25 protein-coding genes, 1 pseudogene and 1 riboswitch are annotated in these 24,659 nt (G+C 43.0%); of the genes and pseudogenes, 22 read left to right on the top strand and 4 right to left on the bottom strand.

Features of this window, described 5'->3' with window-relative positions; all coding sequences use genetic code 11:
• The first annotated feature begins 49 nt into the window (after positions 1-49).
• The 7 genes from ezrA to rarD all read left to right on the top strand — a co-directional run bounded on the left by ezrA (position 50) and on the right by rarD (position 9,294).
• Positions 50-1,744 carry a septation ring formation regulator EzrA gene (gene ezrA, locus N0M92_RS09255; RefSeq protein ID WP_260285438.1) on the top strand — a complete coding sequence of 565 codons (1,695 nt, stop codon included), beginning with the start codon at positions 50-52 and terminating at the stop codon, positions 1,742-1,744.
• 233 nt (positions 1,745-1,977) lie between these two features.
• Positions 1,978-3,126, top strand: a complete 1,149-nt coding sequence (locus N0M92_RS09250) for a cysteine desulfurase family protein (protein ID WP_260285437.1) — start codon at positions 1,978-1,980, stop codon at positions 3,124-3,126.
• The gene (thiI, locus tag N0M92_RS09245) at positions 3,123-4,334 is read left to right on the top strand and encodes a tRNA uracil 4-sulfurtransferase ThiI (protein WP_260285436.1); all 1,212 of its coding nucleotides are present in this window, start codon (positions 3,123-3,125) and stop codon (positions 4,332-4,334) included. The genes N0M92_RS09250 and thiI overlap by 4 nt, the downstream gene beginning before the upstream one ends.
• Positions 4,335-4,416: 82 nt before the next feature.
• Entirely contained in the window at positions 4,417-4,623 is a 207-nt protein-coding gene (locus tag N0M92_RS09240; RefSeq protein WP_137018142.1) for an alpha/beta-type small acid-soluble spore protein, read from the top strand.
• 324 nt (positions 4,624-4,947) lie between these two features.
• Complete coding sequence (gene mbcS, locus N0M92_RS09235; protein WP_260285435.1) at positions 4,948-6,531, top strand: acyl-CoA synthetase MbcS; 1,584 nt, start codon at positions 4,948-4,950, stop codon at positions 6,529-6,531.
• A gap of 151 nt (positions 6,532-6,682) precedes the next feature.
• The gene (locus N0M92_RS09230; RefSeq protein ID WP_260285434.1) at positions 6,683-8,284 is read left to right on the top strand and encodes an amidohydrolase; all 1,602 of its coding nucleotides are present in this window, start codon (positions 6,683-6,685) and stop codon (positions 8,282-8,284) included.
• Between the two features lie 80 nt (positions 8,285-8,364).
• On the top strand, positions 8,365-9,294 hold the full coding sequence (gene rarD, locus N0M92_RS09225) for an EamA family transporter RarD (protein WP_260285433.1): 930 nt from the start codon (positions 8,365-8,367) through the stop codon (positions 9,292-9,294).
• A gap of 69 nt (positions 9,295-9,363) precedes the next feature.
• Here the strand turns inward: rarD and N0M92_RS09220 are convergent, their stop codons facing one another.
• Positions 9,364-10,191 (bottom strand): protein-glutamine gamma-glutamyltransferase, encoded by an 828-nt coding sequence (locus tag N0M92_RS09220; protein WP_260285432.1) that lies wholly within the window; start codon positions 10,189-10,191, stop codon positions 9,364-9,366.
• Positions 10,192-10,481: 290 nt separating this feature from the next.
• Positions 10,482-10,591: riboswitch (TPP riboswitch) on the top strand.
• Positions 10,592-10,725: 134 nt separating this feature from the next.
• Here N0M92_RS09220 and N0M92_RS09215 point away from each other — a divergent pair.
• Genes N0M92_RS09215 through N0M92_RS09195 form a run of 5 tightly spaced genes read left to right on the top strand, consistent with a single transcriptional unit; the run spans position 10,726 to position 14,318 of the window.
• Entirely contained in the window at positions 10,726-11,730 is a 1,005-nt protein-coding gene (locus N0M92_RS09215) for an ABC transporter substrate-binding protein (protein WP_260285431.1), read from the top strand.
• 11 nt (positions 11,731-11,741) lie between these two features.
• Positions 11,742-12,026, top strand: a complete 285-nt coding sequence (locus N0M92_RS09210) for a thiamine-binding protein (protein ID WP_034309193.1) — start codon at positions 11,742-11,744, stop codon at positions 12,024-12,026.
• Entirely contained in the window at positions 12,023-12,805 is a 783-nt protein-coding gene (locus N0M92_RS09205; RefSeq protein ID WP_260285430.1) for an ABC transporter permease, read from the top strand. The genes N0M92_RS09210 and N0M92_RS09205 overlap by 4 nt, the downstream gene beginning before the upstream one ends.
• Positions 12,789-13,532 carry an ABC transporter ATP-binding protein gene (locus N0M92_RS09200; RefSeq protein ID WP_260285429.1) on the top strand — a complete coding sequence of 248 codons (744 nt, stop codon included), beginning with the start codon at positions 12,789-12,791 and terminating at the stop codon, positions 13,530-13,532. Before N0M92_RS09205 ends, N0M92_RS09200 begins: the two co-directional genes overlap by 17 nt.
• A gap of 15 nt (positions 13,533-13,547) precedes the next feature.
• Complete coding sequence (locus tag N0M92_RS09195) at positions 13,548-14,318, top strand: TatD family hydrolase (RefSeq protein WP_311202532.1); 771 nt, start codon at positions 13,548-13,550, stop codon at positions 14,316-14,318.
• A gap of 35 nt (positions 14,319-14,353) precedes the next feature.
• Here the strand turns inward: N0M92_RS09195 and N0M92_RS09190 are convergent, their stop codons facing one another.
• Positions 14,354-15,154: an NAD kinase gene (locus N0M92_RS09190; protein ID WP_260285427.1), complete on the bottom strand. Its 801-nt coding sequence runs from the start codon at positions 15,152-15,154 to the stop codon at positions 14,354-14,356.
• Positions 15,155-15,400: 246 nt separating this feature from the next.
• Between N0M92_RS09190 and N0M92_RS09185 the strand changes: the two are divergent.
• The 6 genes and pseudogenes from N0M92_RS09185 to tpx all read left to right on the top strand — a co-directional run.
• Positions 15,401-15,787: pseudogene (locus N0M92_RS09185) on the top strand (4-hydroxythreonine-4-phosphate dehydrogenase PdxA); the annotation flags it as partial.
• Between the two features lie 298 nt (positions 15,788-16,085).
• Entirely contained in the window at positions 16,086-17,087 is a 1,002-nt protein-coding gene (sppA, locus tag N0M92_RS09180) for a signal peptide peptidase SppA (RefSeq protein WP_260285426.1), read from the top strand.
• A 12-nt stretch (positions 17,088-17,099) separates the two neighbouring features.
• On the top strand, positions 17,100-17,639 hold the full coding sequence (locus tag N0M92_RS09175) for an RDD family protein (protein WP_260285425.1): 540 nt from the start codon (positions 17,100-17,102) through the stop codon (positions 17,637-17,639).
• A 98-nt stretch (positions 17,640-17,737) separates the two neighbouring features.
• A complete protein-coding gene (locus N0M92_RS09170) occupies positions 17,738-18,430 on the top strand; it encodes a DUF2953 domain-containing protein (protein WP_260285424.1) in 693 nt (230 codons plus the stop codon).
• 15 nt (positions 18,431-18,445) lie between these two features.
• Entirely contained in the window at positions 18,446-18,922 is a 477-nt protein-coding gene (ytfJ, locus tag N0M92_RS09165) for a GerW family sporulation protein (protein WP_260285423.1), read from the top strand.
• A 179-nt stretch (positions 18,923-19,101) separates the two neighbouring features.
• On the top strand, positions 19,102-19,602 hold the full coding sequence (tpx, locus tag N0M92_RS09160) for a thiol peroxidase (protein WP_034309176.1): 501 nt from the start codon (positions 19,102-19,104) through the stop codon (positions 19,600-19,602).
• Between the two features lie 86 nt (positions 19,603-19,688).
• Here tpx and N0M92_RS09155 read toward each other — a convergent pair whose 3' ends face one another.
• A complete protein-coding gene (locus N0M92_RS09155) occupies positions 19,689-20,012 on the bottom strand; it encodes a hypothetical protein (RefSeq protein WP_260285422.1) in 324 nt (107 codons plus the stop codon).
• A 241-nt stretch (positions 20,013-20,253) separates the two neighbouring features.
• Here N0M92_RS09155 and N0M92_RS09150 point away from each other — a divergent pair, with 241 nt between their 5' ends.
• The 4 genes from N0M92_RS09150 to N0M92_RS09135 all read left to right on the top strand — a co-directional run bounded on the left by N0M92_RS09150 (position 20,254) and on the right by N0M92_RS09135 (position 24,185).
• Positions 20,254-21,240, top strand: coding sequence for a class I SAM-dependent methyltransferase (locus tag N0M92_RS09150; RefSeq protein ID WP_260285421.1), 987 nt, complete (start codon positions 20,254-20,256; stop codon positions 21,238-21,240).
• A 178-nt stretch (positions 21,241-21,418) separates the two neighbouring features.
• Complete coding sequence (locus tag N0M92_RS09145; protein WP_260285420.1) at positions 21,419-22,624, top strand: acetate kinase; 1,206 nt, start codon at positions 21,419-21,421, stop codon at positions 22,622-22,624.
• A 209-nt stretch (positions 22,625-22,833) separates the two neighbouring features.
• Complete coding sequence (locus N0M92_RS09140; RefSeq protein ID WP_260285419.1) at positions 22,834-23,676, top strand: EcsC family protein; 843 nt, start codon at positions 22,834-22,836, stop codon at positions 23,674-23,676.
• Positions 23,673-24,185 (top strand): MogA/MoaB family molybdenum cofactor biosynthesis protein, encoded by a 513-nt coding sequence (locus N0M92_RS09135; RefSeq protein ID WP_260285418.1) that lies wholly within the window; start codon positions 23,673-23,675, stop codon positions 24,183-24,185. The genes N0M92_RS09140 and N0M92_RS09135 overlap by 4 nt, the downstream gene beginning before the upstream one ends.
• A gap of 56 nt (positions 24,186-24,241) precedes the next feature.
• On the opposite strand, the gene N0M92_RS09130 is transcribed toward N0M92_RS09135, so the two are convergent.
• On the bottom strand, positions 24,242-24,556 hold the full coding sequence (locus N0M92_RS09130) for a hypothetical protein (protein WP_076364723.1): 315 nt from the start codon (positions 24,554-24,556) through the stop codon (positions 24,242-24,244).
• Positions 24,557-24,659 lie beyond the last annotated feature (103 nt).

The raw sequence follows: 24,659 nt of genomic DNA, 5'->3' as shown, positions 1-24,659 counted from the left end.
TTGATATATAAACGAGCAAGACTGTAAGGACTAGAACAGGGGGCTTACCATGGATTACATAATTGGGGTAATTGTATTAATTTTGATTTTCATCATTTGGGGTTATTTTTTCAAAAAGAGATATTTTAAAGAAATCGATCGACTGGAATCCTGGAAAATAAGCATCACGCACCGCCCCGTGCTGGAAGAGCTTTCTAAAGTCAAACAATTGAACATGACAGGTGAAACAGAGGAAATGTTCGAAAACTGGCGAATTGAATGGGACGCCATCATTACGGATCATATGCCCGAAGTCGAAGAGCTTTTATTCGATGCCGAGGAATTCGTCGATAAATACCGTTTCAGCCGATCAAAAGAGGTACAGCGCAAAATTACAGTCAAGCTGAATGAAATCGAGGAAATGATCAAAAAGATTTTATATGAACTGAATGAACTCGTAGGCAGTGAGGAAAAGAATCGATTGGAAATTGAGGATATCAAAGAATCCTACCGTCAATTGAAGAAATCCCTGCTTGCGCACAGGCATAATTATGGGAAAGCGGCTGATAAGCTGGAAAATTCCTTGGATGAAGTATTGCAAATCCTCCAGAAGTATGAAGAAGAGACCGTGAACGGCAATTATTTGAATGCGAGGGAGCTCGTTCTATCCATTAAGGAAAAATTGGCGGTTCTGTCAGTTAAAATGGAAATGCTCCCAAAATTATTGGTGGATAGCCAATCAGAGCTGCATTCCCAGCTTCAGGAATTGAAGGATGGTTATGAGGAGATGTCAGGACAAGGGTATCTGTTGAGCCATATCCAATTCGAGCAGGAAATATCACGGCTTGAGGAAGAACTGGAACTATATAAAGCACAATTGGACAATGCCGAAACGGAAGCAGTGGAAAAAGGCATTAAAGAAATGCGCGAAAGCATCGAGGTTCTTTATGACCTTTTGGAAAAAGAAGTACTTTCAAAACAGTATATCTTGAAAAATGATGAAGTTCTTAGAAAAACGTTAAGTGACCTTGAATATGAAAACGATAAACTTAAAGTTGAAACCATACATGTTCAACACACCTATCATTTGACGGAAAATGAGCTTGATGCACAACGGAAAATGGAAAAGCAGATTGCCCAGATTTCGAAACGCCATCAATTGCTTGTCTTGAAAATGGAGGATAATGTGATGGCAAGCTCCCTTATCAGCGAAGAGATGCAGGGTCTGGCGGAACAGTTGAAGGAATTACAGGAAAATCAGAAAGACTTTACCCTTAAATTACAGGCTTTACGAAAAGATGAAATGGATGCCAGGGATGCATTGGCCGAATTGAAGCGCAAAATGGTCGATACTGGACGTTTAATTGCAAAAAGCAATATCCCAGGTCTTCCAGAAGAGTATAAAGTGGTGCTTCAGGACGCCAAAGAAAGCATGGACGACGTTCAGGGGAAACTTGAAGAAAAGCCGCTTGACATGGCCGCTGTATATATTTACTTGGAAAAGGCGGTTCAACAGGTGAATAGGGTCCACGAAAAGGCAAATGAATTGATCGAACATATGTATTTGGCCGAAAAGGTGATCCAATTCGGAAATCGCTATCGCAGCAGTCACGATATGGTAGCCGAGAGCCTTAGGGAGGCCGAGGCCAAATTCCGAAGCTACGAATATCAAGCTGCATTGGAAACGGCAGCCACGGCCATAGAAAAGGTCGACCCAGGCAGTTTACGAAAAATCGGGGCGAACATAGAAGAAGTCCTTTCCTAAAAAACCCGCCATGGCGGGTTTTTTCTTTTACAGGACCCTGAAATAGACTAGGCAGGAAGGTAAATCGTTCTGCGGGACTGAAAAGAAGCAGGTCTCCTATCATTTCAGTGGACCAGTGTTTTACATTCTCTTTCAAATTCAATTATGTTAATATTAGAAGTTGCAACAGCAACATTTAAACTTATATTCAGTATAGTGACCATCATAGATACAAAAACATGGAAGGTGAACCCATGATTTATTTTGATAATAGTGCAACAACAAAACCATATCCCGAAGTAATCGAATCATTCATGAAGGTTACTTCGGACTATTTCGGGAACCCCTCTTCGCTTCATGGACTTGGGGTGCAATCCGAAAAACTGCTTTCCGCTGCAAGAAAGCAGGTCGCTGATTTACTAAAGGTGAAGAGTTCGGAAATATATTTCACTTCCGGGGGGACGGAAGGAAATAATCTTGCCATCAAAGGGGCCGCCCACTCTCAGGGGAATCGCGGCAAACACATAATCACGACAGCGATTGAACATCCTTCTGTAGAAGATGCATGCCAATCATTGACGAAAATGGGCTATGAGATCACGTATCTTCCCGTTAACGAATGTGGGCAAATTGATGTAACGGATCTTAAGGAAGCATTGAGGGAAGATACCATTTTGGTTTCCGTCATGCATGTTAATAATGAAGTTGGCTCGATACAGCCGATTGCTGAAATTGGCAAATTGTTAATACAATACCCAAACGTGCTCTTTCATGTCGATAATGTACAGGGAACAGGCAAAGTTTCGTTATCATTGCGCGAAGCCAATGTGGATTTATGTACAATTTCCGGCCATAAGGTTCACGGCTTGAAGGGGACGGGCATCCTTTATGTTCGTGAAGGCGTTCGGGTCGATCCGCTTTTCCATGGCGGCAATCAAGAAACGAAAATCAGGAGCGGCACCGAAAATGTTGCAGGAATCGTCGCCCTATCGAAGGCTTTGCGTATTAGTATGAACAATCAATTGCTGTATCTTGATAAGCTGCAGCAAATCAAAACATATTTATATAAAGGCTTGAAGGAAATGGACGGGGTAATGGTTAACAGTCCTGAAGAGGGTGCACCCCATATTGTGAATTTTTCCGTTCCGGGGCTTAAATCCGAGGTATTGCTGCATGCACTTGAATCGGAAGGAATATATGTTTCGACGACCAGTGCCTGTTCTTCGAAAAAAAGGACGGTAAGCAAAACGGTGGATGCGATGTTCCATAATTCAGCCCGTTCCGAAAGCGTCATCCGGATCAGTACTACCTATGGCAATGAAATGGAAGAAGCAAAGCAAGTTCTGGCGGCGATACAGAAAATAGTCGCTAATTTAGAAAAAATAATGAGGGTTGCAAAATGAAATTTGATCATATAATTATCCGTTATGGAGAAATCTCCACGAAAAAAAGAAACCGCAAAGGCTTTGTAGACAAAATGAAGGCACATATCCGCTGGAGTTTAAAAGATATAGAAGGTGTAATGCTCACTGCCAACCGGGAGCGGATGTACGTTCTCCTGAACGGTGCAGACCATAAGCCTGTCATTGAGCGGTTGAAAGGCATTTTTGGAATTCAGTCATTAAGCCCTGCAATAAAAATAGAGCGTGATCTGGAAGTGATGAAAACGGCAGCATTGTATTATCTTAATCATACTCTTGAAGACGTCAACACGTTCAAAATCACGACAAAACGCGCGGATAAGGATTTTCCATATAATACCGATGAAATTAACAGGGCAATCGGCGGGCATTTACTTCGAAATACAGAAGATTTAAAAGTGGATGTAAAGAACCCTGATTTGAACCTGCTAGTGGAAGTGAGACGCGAAGCCGTGTATTTGACAGGTGAAATCATCCAGGGGGCAGGCGGTCTCCCATTCGGTTCAAGCGGGAAGGCGATGCTGATGCTTTCAGGCGGGATTGATAGCCCTGTTGCGGGATTCCTTTCGATGAAACGGGGATTGGACGTGGAAGCGATCCATTTCTACAGCCCGCCGTTCACAAGCGAACGTTCACGCCAAAAGGTCATTGATTTGGCAGGCAAGCTTGCAGAAATAAATGGAAGCATGAAAGTGCATATCGTTCCATTTACGGAAATCCAATTATTGATTCAAAAACAAATCCCGGAAAACTACTCAATGACTACAACCCGGCGTTTAATGATGCGGGTCGCCGATCGAATCCGTGAAAAGGAAGAAGCCATGGCACTGATTACCGGTGAAAGCCTTGGACAGGTTGCGAGCCAGACGATGAGCAGCATGTTTGCCATCAATGAGGTGACGAATACACCGATCCTGCGACCGCTGATTACCATGGATAAGACAGAAATCATCAAAATTGCGAGAGAGCTCGATACTTTTGAAATATCCAATCTGCCGTACGAGGATTGCTGTACGGTCTTTACGCCGGCAAGCCCAAAAACGAAACCGAAACGTGAAAAAGTCAATTACTATGAAAGCTTCGTCGACTTTGAATCCTTGATTGAAAAAGCGGTCTCCGAAACAGAAATATTAACGGTTAAACCTGGTCAGACTTTCGATAAGGAAGAAGCGATGGAAGACCTCTTTTAATATCCTGTAATTACCAATAAAATTGTGCGAATGAAGCCATGTGTTTTAACACACTCTATAATCACAAGGAGGTGAAAAACACATGGCAAACAACAACAGCTCAAACGAATTATTGGTACCTGGAGTGGAACAAGCTCTAGAGCAAATGAAATATGAAATCGCTACAGAATTCGGCGTACAACTTGGTGCCGACACAACATCTCGCGCTAACGGTTCAGTTGGTGGAGAAATCACAAAACGCCTTGTTCAAATGGCTGAACAACAATTAGGCGGAGGATTCAACAGATAATTTAATAAATATGGCTACAGAGAGCGGGTTCTAACACCCGCTCTCTTTATTTTTGTTGGTCTTGGCGGCCAAATAAAGTGCGGACCATTATTTTAAACAATAGTTAGTAATACTTCATGATTTTTTACTGTTTTATATAAAATGAAATCAGCTAGAACGGTTTTTTTAGTGAAAACTGGATGTTCATCGAATTTGACTACAGTCTACAGAGGGCGGGTTCTAACACCCGCTCTATTTATTTAATTGTAAAAATAAATAGAAATATTAGAGAAGTATCTTGTATAATGAGTAGGTACTAAGAGTTCATAATTGGAGGGGAAGAATATGAAGCGTGAAGACTTATTGGCTCCGGAACATTACAACTTAGTTAGTGAAATGGAACGTTTTGCAAAAGATCCAGAAAAAGTTGCCGTCCTCTGGGAGAACGAAAACGGGGATAAAAAACAACTTACATATGAGAACTTATTAAAAAGTGCAAATAAAATCGGAAATGCCTTCAAGAAAAAAGGACTGGGTAAAGGTGATACGGTCCTTATCATAATTCCTCGTTTGGTGGAAGCTTATCAAGTGTATTTAGCCGCATTGAAAATTGGCATGATTGTCATACCTTGTTCCGAAATGCTTCGTGCGAAGGACTTGCAGTATCGAGTCAGCCATGGTGATGTCAAAGGAATCATCAGTTACCATGAATATACTCATGAATTGAATGAAATAGAAGGGGCGGAAAGCCTCCTCAAATTTTCAATCGGAAAACGAATCGAAAATTGGCTGGATTTGAATGAGCTTGCCGATGAGGAATCAGATCAGCTGCCCATGGCCGACACGAAGAGTGAGGATATGGCGTTCTTATCGTATACTTCCGGAACGACAGGAAATCCAAAAGGGGTCGTCCATACACATGGATGGGCTTATGCCCATTTGAAAACGTCTGCAGCAAACTGGCTTGGCATCAGCGAAACGGATGTGGTTTGGGCAACGGCAGGCCCAGGGTGGCAAAAGTGGATCTGGAGTCCTTTCCTGGCGGTTCTAGGAACGGGAGCGGCTGGTCTTGCCTATCATGGGAAGTTCGAGGCGAAGAAATATCTTCAGCTGCTTCAGGACTACAAAGTGAATGCATTATGCTGCACACCGACCGAGTATCGATTGATGGCAAAGGCGGATAACCTTGATGATTATGATTTATCCCATCTTCATAGTGCTGTATCAGCGGGAGAGCCTTTAAATCAAAAAGTGTTCGAGGTCTTTAAAAACCATTTCCATATTGAAGTGCGTGATGGTTATGGACAGACCGAAAATACCCTGTTGGTAGGGGTAACGAAAGGCATGGATATTAAATTGGGCTCCATGGGGAAACCGACTCCGGGCAACCATGTAGAAATCATTGATGATTCAGGCAAACCTTGTTCTCCTGGCGTAGTGGGGGATATTGCCGTACATGTAGATACACCTGCTCTATTTAAAGAATATTTTAAAGATCCGGAGCGGACATCACAGCAGTTCCGCGGGGACTATTATATTACCGGCGACCAAGCGAAAAAGGATGAAGATGGTTATTTCTGGTTTGAGGGTCGTTCTGATGATATCATCATCAGCTCGGGATATACGATTGGACCGTTTGAAGTGGAAGATGCACTCGTGAAGCATCCATTTGTTAAAGAGTGTGCCGTTATAGCAAGCCCTGATGAAATAAGGGGAAATGTGGTCAAGGCATATGTAGTCTTGATGGAGGATATCGATCCGAACAGCCAAGGCTTGATACAGACGCTCCAAACGCACGTGAAGGAATTGACTGCCCCATATAAATATCCAAGGAAAATCGAATTTTTAGAAGAGCTGCCCAAAACGACATCAGGTAAAATCAAACGGGTTGATTTACGGAAAAGGGAAGAAGCACTCCTTAACAATTAATTGAAAGCATTACCGTCAGCCCCAACGGCTGGCGTTTTTTTATTACAGGTACTTGGATAAAAGCATAAATATGGGAATCCATGATATGAGATGGTACACTTACTGCATATCTGCACAGGAACAATCATTTAATAAGGAGTGTAAAGCCGGAATGGGAACGTTATGGTTCAATGGGTCGATTTATACGATGATTAAAGAAAACGATCGAGTGGAGGCTGTCTTCACTGAAAAGGGGGTAATTGTTGATACCGGCAGCCAGGACTATTTGAAAAATGAATATGCCGGCAATATTTCCAGGGAAATCGACTTAAATGGACAAACGATGCTGCCGGGGTTAGTGGATAGTCACCTTCATTTGGTCGGGCATGGTGAAAGGCTGCTTCGTTTAGACCTCTCTTTGATGGATAGCAGGGAGGCCATCTTGAAATCCTTGAAGGAAAAGTGCTCAAAAACCCCGGCTGGAAAGTGGATTGTTGCCGAAGGATGGAATGAAAATGAATGGCCGAGTCCTGAATTGATATTACGGGATGAGCTTGACGGGATATCGACAGAACATCCCATCGTATTGAAAAGGATTTGCCGTCATGCCTTGGTGGTCAATTCCCGCGCCCTATTGGAAGCGGATATTAAAGAAGATATAAAAGAACCTTCAGGCGGGGTGATCTGCCGTTATCCTGACGGGCGTTTAAATGGTTTATTTAAAGAAAGTCAAGCGCAGAACTTTATTTTAGACAGCCTTCCCGGGATTGATCAAGAGTATATCGAAAACGCGCTCACAGAGGCCATAGGAGACGCATATAAGCTTGGTTTGACTGGGGGGCATACCGAGGACCTTTATTATTACAATGGCTTCATGCCGACATATCAGGCGTTTAAATCGGTTATCGAGGACCGGGAAATGGCCTTTCGCGCCAATTTGCTCGTCCATCACGAAGCGTTTGAAGAAATGCTGGCAGCAGGCGGCGGCTATCAGAAAGGTACGCGATATATCAAATTTGACAGCATGAAGATATTTACCGACGGCTCCTTGGGCGGACGCACAGCTCTGTTGAGCGAGCCTTATGTAGATCAAAAGGATACGAATGGAGTCGCGATATTCACTGAAAACGAGCTTCAGGAATGGGTGAAAAAAGCAAGGGATGCCGGAATGCCGATTGCTGTACATGCGATTGGCGATCTCGCTTTTGAATACGTCCTGAATGCAGTAGAAGCCCTCCCGCCAATAAAGGGGCAGAGGGACCGGCTCATCCATGCGCAGATTGTCCGGCCGGAGCTGTTGGAGCGGGCGGCAAAGCTGCCGGTAATCTTTGATATCCAGCCGGGTTTCGTCCCGTCCGATTTTCCGTGGGTGGAAGAAAAGGTTCCAGCCGATCTACTGGAATCCTCCTATGCCTGGAAAACCTATTTGAAGTTGGGCATCATTTGTGCGGGAGGGTCGGATGCACCCATTGAACCATTAAATCCAATTTTGGGCATTCATGCAGCTGTCACAAGGAAGAAAATCAACAGTGAGGACCCGACCGTATATGGTATGGGCGAAAGGCTTTCCGTATACGAGGCTTTCTCACTGTATACAAAAGGGAGTGCTGCAGCAATCGGCCAGGAAAAGCGCCGCGGTGTGATCAATGAAGGGTACGATGCCGATTTTACCGTATTTAATCTGGATGTTTTTGCTGTCGCGCCGGATGATCTCCTACAAGCAGAGGCGGTCATGACGGTCATCGATGACAAAATCATGTATGATAAAAAATAACAGTTGCAAAAAAAGAAATGGAAATACAAAATTATTAGATGGAATTAGATAAAGGAATGTAAATGGAAAGAAGGCTTGTTATGAAAGTGGATGAACAAAAAGAAGGGGCAATCTATGCAGCCCTTTCTTACATGATGTGGGGAGTCGTGCCGATTTACTGGAAGTTCCTTCAGGGAGTCGGTGCAACAGAAATTTTAGCTCAGAGGGTATTATGGTCTTTCGTGTTCATGCTGGTTTTATTGATGTTCATGAAAAAATGGCAAGCGTTTCTTGATTATGTCAAAAACATAATGGGAAATCCCAAACTCTTTATGGCATTACTAACGGCGTCACTGCTTGTTACAGCTAATTGGGGAGTGTTCATCTGGGCCGTTAACTCAGGACGGATCCTTGACACGAGCCTTGGATATTATATCAATCCGCTAGTCAGTGTACTATTGGGAGTGATAGTCTTAAAAGAAAAACTGAGCCGGGCCCAAATCATTTCATTCCTGCTTGCAGGAATCGGAGTCTTGATCCTTGGCATTCATTTCGGCACCATCCCGTGGATCTCTCTTGTTTTGGCCATGACGTTCGGATTATACGGTCTGGCAAAAAAAATGATCAAGGCCGAATCGGCGATCGGGCTGACGCTCGAAACGATGATGGTAACGCCTCTTGCCCTGGGTTACTTGATATACTTGATGAACCAATCGGAAATGCAATTCTTTACAGAGGGAAGCACAAGCTTGCTGTTGGTGGGCGGCGGGATTGTCACGGCATTGCCTCTTTTATATTTTGCGAAAGGGGCGGAGAAGATCCCGTTATCGATGCTTGGCATTTTTCAGTATATCGCTCCGACCTTATCTTTATTGATCGGGGTATTCGTCTATCATGAAAGTTTTACCAAAGCACATCTTTTAGCCTTTTTGTTCATATGGTCAGCCTTGGCTGTTTATACATTATCCATAACGAAATGGGGTCAGGCAAGTGCCCGCAGGTTCAAAGGCAAAGGGAATATTGGTGCGTGAATAACAAAAAATGCTGGGAGATTTCTCTCCAAGCATTTTTTTATGCCGGTATAGGGGAAAATGCCCGGGTCATGAAAGGTAAAAACTCGAACCTATTTCTGATACAATACAATTGGAAAGGCTGACAGGACTGTAATCGGACTTTGCACGGGGGATATTTTGTTGGAATTGACTATAGAAGGAACTATCCAGGAAAATGATATGATTTGTCAGGAATGCTGATATGGTGGCGAATGGCTTTCTATTGCTATTTAATTCATCGATGATTCCCTGTGAACTGGTAATCCCGATCCCGTGGCCATATAAGAGGTCTTTTCCTAATAATATGGCATTTTCACCTTGCCATTCAGGAGTTGCCTCGTCGTGATCAGGGTTTTTGAAGTAAACGCAATCACCTGGTAAATAATCCCTTCCTTTATGAACAATGAGTTCCATATTTTGTGGAGGGTGCCAGTCATATAAAACTAGGTTTGAAAAAAGGTCGTCGAAATTCCTAGGGCCGATCAAATCCAAAATGGCCTTTAAAAAAGTGACGACTATTGCAGTCCCGCATTCAAAAGCATAAAGCCCTCCATTTATGAAAATGTCAACGAGTGCAGCATGAGGGAGAACCCCTGGCTGAAGGGTAAAGGTGCCATCCTTTGAAAGGCGCCAATATTGTTTATTGGATGCCGATTCCTCAAGTGTGGAAAATTCTGCATTACTTTTATCCAACGCAATAGCTGCCGCAATGACCCGGTTCCTCAGTTGTATCTCGAAATTAAACATTCTAAAGTTCGGATATTCAAAAACGTTGGAATCCTCCGCCAGCAATTGGACCATTTCAAGTGATTTAGCAGATGCTATTCCTGGTTGGATTTGACTGACATCTAACCGTTTGTGATTAATCTTTATCATGATCATATCCACCTTTTACTTATGAAATGAACGGTTTATAAAACCGGTAAACAAAAATGTTTACATATAATGCTCATTATATGAATGCAAGCTTTGAATTGACTATTTGGAACGTGACAGCCGAGAATGATTGGAATGAAAAGAGGCAGAATTTTTTTACTTTCATTCCAAAAGATGTTTTGCTAGAAATCCTAGAGTGCAGGAATACCTCTCCGATTAGCGAGAAGAAGCAAAATAGTATTCCTTTTTCCCCATGAATTGATATAATGAGAGAGAAAAGTTCATATGTGCGAGAAATGTAGGGGGGCCAGTACTGCTGGCTGAGATTGCATCCTTTAGATGCTGACTCTTTGAACCTGATCTGGATGATGCCAGCGGAGGGAACATATTATTACTGACTTTCTGTTTTGTATGTTAACGTCCGAATCCATCTTCGGGCGTTTTTTGCTTTTTCATCCAGTATTTGAATAAACCCTGGAGCCCCATTATGGTTCCGGCATATGGATCTTATATGATGTGTAGGAGGATAATGACTTGAATAAATTCTTGCCACTGTTAACTTCGTTGTTCCTTTTGGCTGGATGCGGTGCAGGCGGAACTAATGAAAAAGAAGAAGCATCTAAAAATGAAGGAAAAGAAAAATTAAAAAAAGTATCGGTCGTGCTCGATTGGACACCGAATACAAATCATACAGGATTGTATGTAGCCAAGGAAAAAGGTTATTTTAAAGAACAAGGTCTTGATGTGGAAATCATCATGCCAGGTGAAGCCGGAGCTGATAAGCTTGTCGCTTCAGGTAAATCGGAATTTGGCGTGAGTTACCAGGAGGGCATAACGCAGGCCCGCGTGCAGGGCGTGCCGATTGTTTCGGTAGCTGCCGTCATTCAGCATAATACCTCGGGATTCGCTTCACCTGAGGCAAAGAACATTAAAACTCCTAAGGATTTTGAAGGGAAAACGTATGGTGGCTGGGGGTCTCCGGTTGAAAAAGCCATCATTGATTCACTCATGAAAAAAGAAAATGCCGATGTAAATAAAGTGGATATAGTCAATACAGGAGACACGGATTTTTTCACTTCTGTTAAAAGGGATATAGATTTTGCCTGGATTTATTATGGATGGACAGGCGTTGAGGCTGAATTGCGTAATGAAAAGCTTAATATGGTTTACTTAACCGAATACTCTGATAAGCTTGATTACTATACGCCTGTATTGACTACGAATGAAAAGATGATTAAAGAAGATCCGGAGACTGTTAAAGCATTCGTACATGCAGCTTCGAAAGGATACCAGTTTGCAATCAAGAATCCAGACGATGCAGCGGACATGTTAATCAAATCTGCACCGGATCTTGATGCAAAACTAGTAAAGAAAAGCCAGGAGTGGCTTGCAGACAAGTATCAGGATGATGCTCCGCGATGGGGTGAGCAAAAGCTTGCAATTTGGAAGAAATACAGTGATTGGATGACTGAAAATAAGCTTCTTGAAGGTGATTTCGATCCTGAAAAGGCATTTACCAATGAATTTTTACCAAAATAGGAGGAAATACAATGGCCAACTCATTAATTAGCATACAGATCATTCCTAAAGGGGAAAATGTCATCCCCATGGTTGATGAAGCAATCAAGATCATTGAAGAATCAGGTGTCAAGTATGAGGTTCACCCGCTTGAAACGACAATGGAGGGTGAGCTTTCCGAACTTTTTGCCGTGATAGAAAAAATGAATGTAAGAATGATTGAAATAGGTTCGCCGAATGTCATTTCCCAAGTAAAAATATTATATCAGCCAAGCGGGATTACGATGGATACGTTAACGGAGAAATATCGGGCATGAACGGAAGGGGAATTTGGAAGAAGGGGGCTCCCTTCTTTCTTTTATTATTGTTGCTGATAGTATGGGAGTCAGTGACAGTTTTATTGAAAGTCGAAGAATGGCTGTTTCCCGCTCCATCGGCCATTTTCATTGAAGGAATTGAGTCGGCCCGCACTCTTTACGGACACCTTATATCCACAACCGAGCTTGCGTTGACGGGTTTTTTTATTGGAAGCTGCATCGGCTTATTGATCGCGGCAATCTTACACCTATTTCCAGGTGTGAAGGATGCGGTTTATCCTCTGCTCATACTATCACAAAATATACCCATCATCGTTTTGGCGCCGCTCTTGGTGATCTGGTTTGGCTTTGGCATGCTGCCTAAGTTAATAGTGATATCACTTGTATGCTTTTTTCCGGTTGCGGTTGCATCATTGGACGGTTTTCGCCAGACACCATACGAACTTAAGCATTACTTCAAGATGATGGGAGCGGGAAAAAACCAGTTATTTTGGAAGCTGGAACTTCCTCACTCGATCCCGTTCATTTTCTCCGGCCTGAAAATTTCGGCCACATATAGTGTAATGGGGGCGGTTATTTCGGAATGGCTTGGGGCAAAATCGGGGATTGGTGTTTATATGACTCTCGCTTCCTCAGCGTTCAGGACAGATCGAGTGTTTGTTGCCATTTTCATCATCATGGGCATGAGCCTGATCTTTTTTGGAATCATCACTTTCCTGGAGAAATACGTAGTTTCTTGGAAGAGAAAGGAGGGGAAAAGGGATGAATCTGGAAATTAAAGACGTCTCCTATTCTTTCGATGGTAAACAGAATATATTGGAGAATATGAATTTCCATGTGGATGATGGGGAATTTGTCACGATCCTTGGGCCATCAGGCAGCGGTAAAAGTACATTGTTCCACTTGATTGGCGGCATTTTAAAGCCGGATCAGGGAATCATCTCACTGGGTGGCAAAAAGATAAATGGCTTAAAGGGCCATATCAGCTATATGCCTCAGCAGCCTTCCCTTTTACCTTGGAGGACGGTAGTGGAAAATGTTTTGCTTGGAAGTGAACTCGCTGGGATCAGAGATAAAGAAAAGGCAAAATCCCTTTTGATGAAAGCCGGATTGGAAGAGTACGAAAAAGCATATCCGCATGAATTATCTGGAGGCATGAAGCAAAGGGCCGCATTCATCCGGAGTATCTTAAGTCCACAGGACTTGATGTGCTTGGACGAACCCTTTTCTGCCTTGGATGAACTGACAAGATTGCAAATGCAAAAATGGCTATTGTCGGTTTGGGAAGAAAATCGGAGGTCGGTGCTATTTGTTACACATAGCATAGATGAAGCGGTTTTCCTTTCAGATCGAATCTATGTGTTATCAGCAAAACCGGCTGCTGTCATCAAAGAAGTGGAAATTCCATTTCCAAGGCCAAGAAGTGAAGAACAGCTTCTTAGTGATGAGTTTTTTCATTTGAAGAGAGACTTATATGCAGCACTGAAGCCAACTATTTATACTTAAGGGAGGCGATTGAACTTGAGGATCATCGACAGTCATATCCATTTAGACCGGTATGACGTTGTTAAGCGGAAGCAGATTCTGACTGACATGGAAAAGGTTCATATGGAATCCTTGCTGACTGTTTCCATGAATTTGGCTTCTTCGATTAACAATTATCAGCTCTCACTGAAGGATTCACGAATAAAGCCTGCCTTTGGTTTTCATCCAGAGCAGCCGCTCCCAGGTGATGAAGAGGTGAACGAACTTTTGAACTGGATGCGGGAACATCATCAAGATATGGTTGCCATAGGTGAGGTTGGGCTGCCCTATTATTTAAGGCAGGAAAATCCCGATATTGATAAGTCAGCTTATATAGCGATACTGGAGAGGTTCCTGACCTTAGCCAAAGAGGTTGAAAAGCCGGTTATCCTTCATGCCGTACATGACGATGCACCCATCGTTTGCGACCTTTTGGAAAAGCATCAAATCACAAAGGCACACTTTCATTGGTTTAAAGGCGATATCCGGACAGTCGAAAGAATGGCCGAAAAGGGCTATCGCATTTCGATTACACCTGATGTTTGTTATGAGAGGGAAATACAGGAATTGGTTTCGGAATACCCACTTAAGCTGATGATGATTGAAACGGATGGACCATGGCCGTTTGAAGGGGTTTTTAATGGGAAATGGACCCATCCCGGCATGATGCATGACAGTGTGCGTCAGATTGCTTCGATTAAAGGATTGCCGATTGAGGATGTCTATGAAATCCTTTATCAAAATACGAAAGATTTTTATCATATTTAAAGGTACCGGTTACCATACCCGGTACCTTTTTTAGTTCATAGAAAGGTCCTTTTAACCTTTTCCCAAAAGGAATTGTCTTTTAATTTAACGGTCTTGATGACTTTACCGCTTAACCGGACCTTTACTTTTTCGACATGATTGATGCTTAGTGCTTCATTGTCCATTCCGATGATCGGATAGCTTGGTCCGTTTTCTTCAAGGTGGACGGTCAACGTCTTATCACCGCTTAAAATAAATGAGGAACCTAGGGTCCGATAGGTATTATTATTGACGGAAGCAAGCTCGCTCACTTGAAAGCAAGGGAGGAGGGGATCGACAACGGATCCATTGACCGATTTATTATAGGCGGTGCTTCCAGTCGGAGTCGCAATGATGATTCCGTCCCCGCGAAAAGTTTCAAAATGGAGTTGATCGATGAAGATATCCATGATGAACGTTTTGGTGATGGAAGACCGGATACTGAGTTCATTAAGGGCATAAAAGGAGGGTTGATCGTCCAACTGGATAGCGATGGTTGGGTATTTACGGACCTCGATTTGCTCTTTTGTCATGGCATCGATCATTTTATCACTGTCTTCCAAGTGGAAATCGCAATACATATTCAAGTTACCTGTGGTGGAAATGCCCGCATATAAACAGTCATCCCTGAAACCGGTTTTCCGGGCTGCCTGCAGGAATGTGCCGTCATCACCGATGCTTACGATGATGTTTGCTTTCGTGAAATCCTGGATGACTTCATACGAATGTTGCTTCGCCAAGTCTGACAAGTATTTTACCTTGCTAATCATCTCTGCATTCGGTGCATGGAAAAAATAAATATTCCTTCGAGTGTTCATCATGTTCCCCCCTAGTATGTATGGTGATGAAAGGGCTTTCTTTTCTTTCGAGAAGGGAAAGCCGTCAGTACAAAATGCAGCTTCACATTTCGTACACTTTTATATGACATAGTTTATCATGGAATGAAGCACTTTTGTCATTCGTTTGGGGAAGCAATATCGAAGAAAGAATGATTAACTGGATAGCGACACAGATCCTTTTAGGAAGTGAAAAGCGAATGATGGTATAATTAATTCTCAATAAGCATCGCTGTTTGTGGTATAAACCCCATGCAGGGGAAAATGGCCTATTTGGAAACGGTGAAGAAGTAGAGAAATTAATGCCTGGAATAGAACGGATACAGGGGTGAAGGAATCAATGTAAGCGGGCCGCTTCCTGCAGATGCATTGTTCTTCAAGGCTGGCCGTGGAGATTTTGATATTGTCATTGCCTGTTATCATGATCAGGGACATGCCCCATTCAAGGTCATGGGAATTGAGGCTGGAGTCAATATTACCGTAGGGCTTAAGGACGGCATTGTCCGAACTTCCGTAGATCATGGCACAGCATTTGATATTTCGAAGAATATCGCTGATGAAAAAAGCATGCTTGCGGCCATTCAGTCAGCACTTGAATTAGCTCCAAAGCAATAAATATAGAAGCTCCCGGGATGAAGCCTGGCAGCTTTTTAGTTTGGCTGATTTTCCGTTAATGGCATTTACTGCTCCGGCTGAAACTTGAGGGAGATTTTTATTTGCATGTATATCATCATCCCTCTTTTGTATAAATAGAGAAGAAAGGTATATGCAGATTGTGCAAAATGCATCAATCCATTTCCAATTAGAGGATTATTTGCTACAATTTTATATGTCTTGGTTTATCATGGAATGAAACATTTTCGTCATTAGTTCGTATGGTAAGAAGGATACATATATTTAAGGGGGAAAACAGATGAATGGAAAGCGTTGGGCGGCACTTGGAATCGCAGCCGTTTTATTTTTTGTCTCAATTGCTGTTGGGGCGGCTACGACTCTATTTACAGCGGATACGGAAAATATCATTGATGAATTATTTGCTTCCGAAAGTGAATTTTACGAGGAAGTCATAGAAGGTGATGATTACTCAAATGTTATTGCCGTATTTGATGTAGAGGGTACGATTCAAGATACAGGAGAAGCCTCATTACTTAGTTCAGCAACATATAATCATCGTGCCTTCATGGATAAGCTGAAGATGGCAGAGGAAAATGATGATATCAAAGGAATCATCCTTCGGGTGAATTCTCCAGGCGGCGGTGTCGTCGAAAGTGCAGAGATCTATGACAAGATCCTAGATATCAAGAAAGTGAAAAAACCTGTTTATGTTTCCATGGGATCAATGGCGGCTTCAGGCGGATATTATATTTCTGCACCAGCCGATAAGATTTATGCTAGCCCGGAAACGATGACGGGTTCACTAGGCGTCATCATGCATGGGTATAATTACGAGAAGCTGGCCAAGAAGTATGGTGTCGAGTTCGAAACCATCAAAAGCGGACCACACAAAGATATTATGAGTCCAACCCGGGAAATGACTGGGGAAGAACGAGAAATACTGCAGAATATGATTAATAATTCTTATGATCAATTTGTAAAAGTCATTGCAGACGGCCGCGGAATGACAGAGAAGGAAGTAAGGGAAATTGCCGATGGACGCATTTATGATGGGCGTCAGGCTAAAGAAAACCATCTAATCGATGATTTCGGTCATTTGGATGATGTAATTGCCGCAATGAAAACGGATATCGGTAAAAAGGATGCTCAAGTTATCCGTTATACAGATGAGGCAGGTTTCGGTTCATTATTCAGTATGGGTGCGCAAAAAATGTTGGGAAATGATGTGGAAACGGCAGTCTTGACAAAAATCCTTTCCTCTTCAAATTCTCCACGCTTAATGTATTTGTATGCGGAATAGGGGGGCTGAAGGATGACGGAACGAAATGAAAACAATGAACAAATCGCTTCATCCAATCTAATGGCAGATCAAGAGGTTCCCGTTCAGCAGGAATTTACACCAGCCAGTAAGACCGTGGATGATGACGGAGTCAAGAAAGTGCATTTTGCTGGTTTTTGGATGAGGTTTTGGGCCTATTTAGCAGATTTATTGGTTATCGGAAGTTTGAACCGGATTTTGATTCATCCGATCTTCAAGTTTTATGAAGGGACAGATGATCTCTGGTTTTCCGCAGAGGGCTTCTTAACGGGGGTCGTATTCTTCTTATATTTTGTTTTAATGACCAAATTCTTGAACCAAACCCTTGGCAAGATGATTTTTGGACTGAAAGTCGTTGCATTGAAGGAAGAGAAAAAGACCATTTCATGGGGGACGGTATTGTTCAGGGAGCTAATTGGCCGCTATATTTCAAAAGTCACTTGGATTGGCTATCTCTTGGCAGGCCTTTTACCGAAGAAGCAGGCTTTGCATGATGTCTTTGCAGACACGGGCGTTGTGTTGATCAGAAGATGATTCTTCCATTCGTAAATCTGTAAGAGCGGTATTTTCGCTTTTGCAGGTTTATTTTTTTTGCATATGCCGATAATGATAGGCTGAAGGGGTGTGGGTGCATGAAGTGGCTATTGTTGATTATGGGTATCCTCATTTTGGTGCTGCTGATTGTTGTTTTCACTAAAGTAAGAGTGTACATCGACTACAAACGTATCCAAACGAATGACCAAATACATATTAAATTATCAGCTTGGTATGGGCTTTTTCACTATACATTCAAGGTTCCGGTCATCAAAATGGAAGATGACTCTGCATCTATAGTAGTAAAGGAAGAGCAAGAAATGAACGGAAAAACCAAAAAGGAAGAAAAGAAAAAAATCACAGCCGAAGATTTGCGTGACGGATTCGCAGACAGTCTGGAAATGCTTCAGCATATAATCGGATTTCATGGGATCGTCCGTCAATTCACAGGGAAAGTCCAAGTCAAAGAATTCACCTGGCATAGTATGGTCGGTACTAAAAACGCTGCACACACCGGCGTTTTAACTGGAGCATGCTGGGCACTAAAAGGTTCGATCATCGGGTTGCTGACAACCTATTTCAACTTCCGGATCATGCCCTCCTATTCCATTACACCCGACTTTCAGAGATGGCAGGCAAACACGAAGATTTCCTGCATATTACAATTTAGAATCGGGCAGGCTATGGTGACTGGAATAAAACTGCTTCGTTATTGGAAAGGCGGAAAGCCGCATTTCAAATCCAGGAAATTAGCGAAGCTAGCAGGTGATTCCAATAAACAATCGTTCTAGAGTGGAGGAATTTAAATGTCAGATCATCCGATCCAAGGTTTAATGAAAGAAGCTATGGAAAATCTGAAAGAAATGGTTGATGTGAATACGATCATCGGGGATCCGGTGGAGACTCCGGATGGAAGTGTCATTTTAACCGTATCCAAAGTGGGATTTGGTTTTGCAGCCGGTGGCAGCGAATTTATGATGGATGGGAACCATCAAGGACAGCAAGGTGATTCCAAGCAGCCTTTTGGCGGCGGTAGCGGCGGTGGGGTTTCCATAACACCGATTGCCTTTTTGATTGTCGGTTCCCATGGGGTGAAAATGATTCATCTTGATGAAGGGACGCATCTTCTCGAAAAAATGATGGATTTAGCTCCTCAAGTCGTCGATAAAATTCAGTCGATGCTATCCAAGAAAGACAGTAATCAAAAGCAAGGCAGTAATCAAGGCGGCAGTCAACCAGCTGTAAAGAGGTACCAAGAACCTAAACAGGATATAGATTTCTAACTGTGACTCGGCACCCGCCGAGTTTTCTTTTTGCTGCAGTCTGCCATTACACCATAAAAGGCTTGGATATCGGACATGTGCAAGCAAGACTCACATTTCCCAATTCAATTTATTGCAAAATTCCGGTAAAACAAATATGATTATGCTTGTACATATAGCAGAAAAAGGAGGAATTATTAATGGCTTCAGTTACATTTAAAAACAACCCGATCACTTTAGTGGGACAAGAACTAAAAGTTGGGGACAAAGCACCTGATTTTACAGTATTGGCAAATGACTTATCACCGGTTACATTAAGCGACTCCAAAGGTTCTGTCCGCATTATCAGTGTGGTTCCATCCGTGGATACAGGTGTATGTGATGCACAGACACGCAAATTCAATGAAGAAGCGGCAAAATTGGATAATGTGAAAGTACTGACGATCAGTAACGATCTTCCTTTCGCCCAAAAACGCTGGTGTGCGGCAAGCGGCTTGGACAATGTTCAAGTTCTTTCCGATCACCGTGACCTTTCGTTCGGTGAAGCATATGGTGTCGTCATGCAGGAACTTCGTCTATTGGCCCGCTCTGTATTCGTAGTGAACAGCTCTGATGAAATCACGTATGTAGAATATGTGAGTGAAGGTACGAACCATCCAAATTACGAAGGTGCAATCGAAGCGGCTAAAGCGGCAAAATAAGATGCAATCCTAAGAAACCGGGCGCTAAGTGCCCGGTTTTTTGATTTAGCTTATTTAATGGATGTTATTTTATATGCTTAGTTTAGTTATGGCTCCAAACTCGGATCATTCAGTGGTAAAACAATTTTGCCAGACCACTCTTGACCATTAGGTGTACCCACTTTTATGTCAATTTCATTAGGCCACGACGGCATTTGTCTTTGATGAGTTCCTGGAAACCCCGCTTGTTGCCCTGCTCGGTATCCATCCCTATACCCTTGTCGATACCCTTGTCGATATCCTTGTCTAAACGCTTCTTGAAACCCTTGTTGTCCCTGTTGTTGCCTGTTAATTTCATCTTCTGACTGTGTATCATGTTGCTGATTTATCGGATTAACCTGCCCATGATAGTATTGATATTGATTATCCATAATAATCACCACCTCATGTATGGTATTCTGTTTGGGCATTCAGTGAGCTTTTCCAAAATAAAAAATACAGGGCAACAACCCTGTATTTCATTTACTTTTTAATTACTCGTGGTTGAAATTTTGAAAAAGGAGTGCGCGCAGTACGTTAAACAAACGAAGAATGATAAGCAGGACGTACGGCTTGTATCTCTTACTTCTTACCTTTAAAATAGGGACAGAAGCAAACAGGAGGAATTAATAAGTGAAGTCTACCCCAGTTGAACAATTATTTAATGAATTTGATGAAACAGCCCAAATACTGCAAAGCGAACTATCATGTACGTATCTGGATGCCCTGGGTGAAACGGGCGAGAATTTCTTCCAAGGGAAAGTCCTTCAGGAGGAAATCAGTGAAGTATCGAAGAAAAGGTTAGTGAAGCATTATGCAGATTTTTCACCGGAGAAATATGAGAAGGAAGCAATCCGTAAAGCATATCAGCTTGCTATTTTAAAAGGCATGCAGCAGAGCGTTCAGCCGAATCATCATATGACTCCTGATGCAGTCGGCATGTTCGTCAGCTATTTAGTCGGTAAATTCACCAAGGATCAAAAAGAGATAGTCATGCTCGATCCTGCCATTGGAACGGGGAATTTACTATTTGCGATCTTGAATCAACTTACTGATAAAAACATCGCTTCATATGGTGTCGAAATTGATGAAACCTTGATCAGGCTTGCATATGCAGGTGCCAACCTGCAAGAACACCCGCTGGAATTTTTCAACCAGGACAGCTTGGAGCCGCTTTTCATCGATCCTTCAGATGTTGTGGTCAGTGATTTGCCGATAGGATATTACCCGAATGATGTGCGCGCAGCTGAGTATGAATTGAAGGCCGATAAGGGACATTCGTATGCACATCATTTGTTTATCGAACAAGGTGTTAAACACGCGAAGGATGGCGGACACCTATTCTTCATTGTCCCGAATAACCTGTTCGTCTCGGAGGAAGCTCCGAAACTCAATGATTTCCTGAAGAAACATACACATATCCAAGGGATGGTGCAGCTGCCGCTTTCCATGTTTAAGAGTGAAGCGGCTGCGAAAAGCATCCTGATCCTCCAAAAGAAAAAAGAGGGTATCGAAGCACCGAAGAAGGCATTGCTCGTACAACTTCCGAAGTTGTCGGACTTCGAAGCGACCAGGTCTGTCATGCAACAGATGGACGATTGGTTTAAAGAAGAAAAATAGTCATTGAAAGCTGATGCCGCAGGCATTGGCTTTCTTTTTTTCTTGAAAGAGTGATTATTTGCAATCTTTCATTATTATTTGGTTGGATTCGCTTGCCATGATAAGATTGTACAATACACTGCACGTTTCGTTGCGATGAATATTGAAAGAACTAGCTTAGAGTAAAGGAGCAGGATGGATGTCAAAAATCATGGCTATTAATGCGGGCAGCTCATCATTGAAGTTTCAGCTTTTTGAGATGCCTTGTGAAAATGTAATTACAAAAGGTCTTGTAGAAAGAATCGGCTTGAAAAATTCCGCATTTACCTTAAGCGTCGTAGGCGAAAAGGTTACTGAAACAATGGATATACCCAATCATGAAATAGCTGTAGGGCTTTTATTGAAAAAGCTGATTGACCATCGCATCATTGACTCCTTTGAAGAGATAGATGGCGTAGGGCATCGGGTGGTGCATGGCGGTGAGATATTCACGGAATCGGTCTTGATTACGGAGGACGTAATAGAGGAAATCGAAAAGCTTTCCGAGTTGGCACCCCTTCATAATCCCGCTAATATCACCGGAATCAAAGCCTTCAGGCGAATACTGGACGATGTGCCAGCGGTTGCGGTATTCGACACTGCCTTCCATCAAACGATGGCGGCAGGTTCCTATTTGTACAGCTTACCTCTTGAATATTATGAAAAGTACGGAATAAGGAAGTATGGATTTCATGGCACTTCACATAAATATGTATCGCAGCGGGCTGCCGATATGATTGGCCGCCCAATTGAACAGCTTCGGTTGATATCGTGCCATTTGGGGAATGGTGCAAGCATTACGGCCATAAAGGGCGGCAAATCAATTGATACATCAATGGGATTTACGCCATTGGCCGGTGTTACTATGGGAACGCGTTCAGGGAACAACGACCCTGCACTGATTCCTTATATCATGGAAAAGACGGGAAAGACAGCAGATGAAGTGCTGGATGTCCTGAATAAGAAAAGCGGCATTCTGGCCCTTTCCGGATTTTCCAGCGACCTGCGCGATATTCAAGTTGAAGCCGACAAAGGCAATGAGCGGGCTGAACTCGCACTTAAAGTGTTCGCAGACCGGATTCACAAGTACATAGGCTCCTATTCAGCAAAAATGGGAGGTGTGGACGGCATCATTTTTACAGCGGGCATCGGTGAAAACAGTCAAACCATCAGGGGGCGGATCTTGGAGGGGCTTGAATTCATGGGGGTATATTGGGATAAAGACCTCAATCGCACCTCGGGTAAGGAAGCGTTCATCAATGCACCCTATTCCCCTGTGAAAGTCATGGTCATCCCAACTAATGAAGAAATCATGATTGTCAGGGATACCATGAAAATAGCTTTGAGCAAAACTTGGAAAGCATGACTTACTGTTTTATGATGATCCCCTTATCTCTCTGGTAAGGGGGCTTTCCCATGAAATTTCATCCTCAAAATCCTCCTTCGCTTGGTTTTATGTCCATGCAATCCAAACCCTTGAACGCTGGATCGCCATCATCTATTCTCTAAAAAAGCTTCCCTCTATGTTATACTTAAGGGAGAATCCACCAATTCTGTACATAGGAGGCTTGATGCATGGAATTCACGAACCGGGAAATGAAACTTTTGGATGAAATTAGTGAATGGCAGGAAAAACTTTATCAATATGAGCCAACGGATCTGGCTGCATTGTATGATAAATGGTTGGAGCAGGGGTTTGCCCTGCTTCCGGAAAACGTCCAACAACAGTTTTTTGACAAGCTTGATACTTGGCTTTTTCATTTGCATGCCATGGTTCAGAGCTCACAAGTTCAAATAGATGCAAGAGAGCGGATTTTAGCATCTGCGCGCGTGTTTAATGAAGAAATCGAAACGCTGAGCGATTTGAAACACTTACCGATCGATCAGTTGAATTACATAGCCAATCAGCATATCGCTAAGCATCGCTTATATTCATTTGCACAAGGCGGGATGAGCGGATCTGGAGGCCTGCTTCTGCTAGGGAGCGATATTCCGGCCATGACGGTCATCAATGTCAGGACCGTACAGCTGATTGCGATGTCTTATGGTGTTGAGGTGAATACACCGTTTGAAATGATGCTGGCCCTTAAGGTATTCAATGCAGGAGCGATGCCAAAGAGGCTCCAAGGAATAGCTTGGGAAGAATTGATCCGCGAGGTCCAGACTGCAGAAGATGATTATTTTTATTTAGGAATCGAAGAACTGACAAACCCCACCTGGATGGAACAGCCGCTGAAGCAGCTGTTGAAAGCATTGGCCATTACTGTTTTCCGAAAAAAACTGGTTCGGGGCATACCGTTCATCAGCATGGCCATAGGGGCTGGGTCCAATTATCAAATGACCCGGAATGTCAGTGAATTTGCCCAAAAGTTCTATCAATACCGTTATTTACTGGAGAAGAAGGCTGATGAAGAATGAGTGTCAAGAATCATAAAAAAGCCATCACGGAGGCAGTTCGCTGCATGGTGATGACCGTCAGCGATACGCGAAATGAAGAAACGGATAAAAGCGGAGCACTGATGATGGAATTGCTGAAGTCAAATGGTCATGAAGTGACGGATTATGTAATCGTTAAAGATGAACGGAAAGCGATTCAGGATGCGGTCACTTCAGGTAGCCGAAGCAGCACGGTCGATGTCATATTAACAAATGGAGGCACTGGCATCGCCAATAGGGATGTGACGATCGAGGCGGTCAAAGAGTTGATGACCAAGGAAATTCCCGGTTTTGGCGAGATTTTTCGAATGCTCAGCTATCAAGAGGATATCGGTTCTGCCGCCATCCTATCCAGGGCGATCGCCGGAGTCGTGAACAACAAAGCGGTTTTTTCCACCCCAGGCTCTTCAGGGGCGGTTAGGCTCGCAATGAATAAATTGATTCTCCCGGAATTGGGACATGTCGTTGGTGAACTTCGCAAGGATTTATAAGAGGGATGCAAAAAAGCCACAGTTTTAAACTGTGGCTTTTTTGCATGGAATAGGCCTTAATTATGCATCTTTTCAGTCACGCCTTGATTGGCACGATACCATAGCCATAAATCATTGATGATGGAAGCAAGTTCCGCAATTTCGGAATTGAGCTGGCATGATTTGGCGAAATTACTCTCATCGGAGAGCCGAAACTGCTTTCGGTTAATGGTGGATTCCAGTTCCTTGATGCGGTCCGGGATGCTTCCCCGGATATTCTCCCAATGTACGAGTATTTGCTGTTGCTCGCCTTTTGTATATTCATCCCACTCCAGATTCAAATCGGGAATGGAGATGCCAAGCCGTTCATCATAGATAAATAGTTCTTTCATATGCCCTCCGCTTTTCGATTTATCATACTCCTAGTTTACTATATTCTCGCGGAAGCATCCAATGTGTAAATTCCCTGAAAATATTAGCAGATTATTTAGCAAA

Origin of the sequence: Peribacillus aracenensis, from assembly GCF_025175645.1 — a bacterium.
Classification (GTDB): domain Bacteria; phylum Bacillota; class Bacilli; order Bacillales; family DSM-1321; genus Peribacillus; species Peribacillus aracenensis.
Note: the sequence above shows the minus strand (reverse complement) of the source record. Positions and strands in the feature narration are given on the sequence as shown.